This window comes from Vibrio sp. Vb1337 (assembly GCF_033338715.1).
Classification (GTDB): domain Bacteria; phylum Pseudomonadota; class Gammaproteobacteria; order Enterobacterales; family Vibrionaceae; genus Vibrio; species Vibrio alginolyticus.
Map to the genome: position 1 here is coordinate 1 of NZ_JAWOTD010000087.1, position 1,537 is coordinate 1,537.

Annotated in this window: 2 protein-coding genes and 1 pseudogene; 2 read left to right on the top strand and 1 reads right to left on the bottom strand. The window is 42.9% G+C overall.

Annotated elements, in window-relative coordinates; genetic code table 11:
- Together R7E42_RS24040 and R7E42_RS24045 are read left to right on the top strand one after the other, a co-directional pair.
- Positions 1–423: LysR substrate-binding domain-containing protein (locus R7E42_RS24040; RefSeq protein WP_318073091.1), on the top strand; the 423-nt coding region annotated here is incomplete at its 5' end.
- A 223-nt stretch (positions 424–646) separates the two neighbouring features.
- On the top strand, positions 647–1,339 hold the full coding sequence (locus tag R7E42_RS24045) for an oxidative stress defense protein (protein WP_005482489.1): 693 nt from the start codon (positions 647–649) through the stop codon (positions 1,337–1,339).
- Positions 1,340–1,403: 64 nt separating this feature from the next.
- Here the strand turns inward: R7E42_RS24045 and R7E42_RS24050 are convergent.
- Positions 1,404–1,537 (bottom strand): annotated as a pseudogene (locus R7E42_RS24050) (phosphoglycerate dehydrogenase); the annotation flags it as partial.

The window sequence follows — 1,537 nt, forward strand, 5'->3', positions numbered from 1 at the left end:
GATTACTTAGGACGAATTGATTACGTTTGCGTGGCTAACCCTGAGTTTTATCAGCGTTACTTTTCTGAAGGTGTAAACAATCAGACCTTAGCAAAGGCGCCAGCGGTTTCCTACGATCAGTATGATGACTTACATAAAAAGTTTCTCACGGAGCATTTCAATGTGCGTCCTGATAGCGTGATTCATCACAACATCAGCAGCTCAGAGGCTTTTCTCAAAATGGCGTTAGCTGGAGTGGCATATTGTTTGATCCCTCGTTTGCAAATTACTGATGAGTTAGAGCAAGGCTCGTTAATTGATATTACGCCTGGCTTCCTGATGTCTTATCGTATTTATTGGCACCATTGGCAGTTGGAAACTGGCGTATTGCAGGAGATTTCACAAGCGATTGTCAATTATGCACAGCGTCATTTACCACAGTAGTGATTGAATAGACGACCATTTCTGACGAATATTAAATGACGAACGGTTGAAATTACACCAAAGTTACACAGTCAAAGTTGTGTTAGAAGTGAAGTTAGGAGCTTGGATAATCACCGGAAGTTTCTATTATGAAACCACTTACTCCTACAGCTCGGCGACTTAACAAAGTCGGTGATGCTGATTTGTGGAGACACTTCACTATTGATATGGATGGATTTGTCGAATGAAACTGTATTCGTGTTTGCTGGCTTCAGCTCTTAGTCTTAGCAGTGTTTCAGTCTTGGCTGATGTGCCTGAATTTGCTCACGTAACAACAACGGGTTACGGTGAGGTGGTCGCAACACCAGACATGGCGACCTTTTCTGTAAAAGTGGTGGATACCACCATGACAGCGGAACAAGCAAAACAATCCGTCGATAAAACAGTCGAAGATTTTCTCCAATATCTGTCTGATGCTGGTTTATCAAAGGACAATATCACCAGCTCAAACCTGTATCTTGCGCCTCAGTATCACTACCCTAAATCGGGCAAAGCGGAGTTGGTTGGATACAGAGCATCACGCAGCATCAATGTAACAGTGACAGATTTAGCCGATCTTAACCAGTATTTGGATATGGCGTTGAAAGCTGGCATTAATCAGGTCGACAACATCCAATTGAAAGTGAGCAATCAAGCGGAATATCAACAAAAAGCGCGCATGGCTGCGATCAAAGATGCGAGAGAAAAAGCGGCATCGCTTGCATCTGGCTTTGATAAAAAACTCGGCGGCATCTGGCAAATTAACTATAACCAAATGCATGTACAGCCTGTGTTGATGCGCTCAATGGCGATGGACAGCAAGCAAGGTTCGAACAGTTACCAAGACTCGACTCTTGTAATTCGTGACCAAGTGGATGTGGTTTACAAATTAAAATAATTTGTTTTGGTAACACAAAAAGAAAAGGCAGGGATAATCCCTGCCTTTGTTGTATGGATTCTTCTTAATGAAGAATACGAGCACGAATCGTGCCTTCAATGCTTTTCAGCTTCGTTAGTGCTTCTTCTGAACGCTCAGTTTCCACATCAATAACTACGTAGCCGATCTCAGCTTCAGTTTGTAGGTACTGCGCTGCGA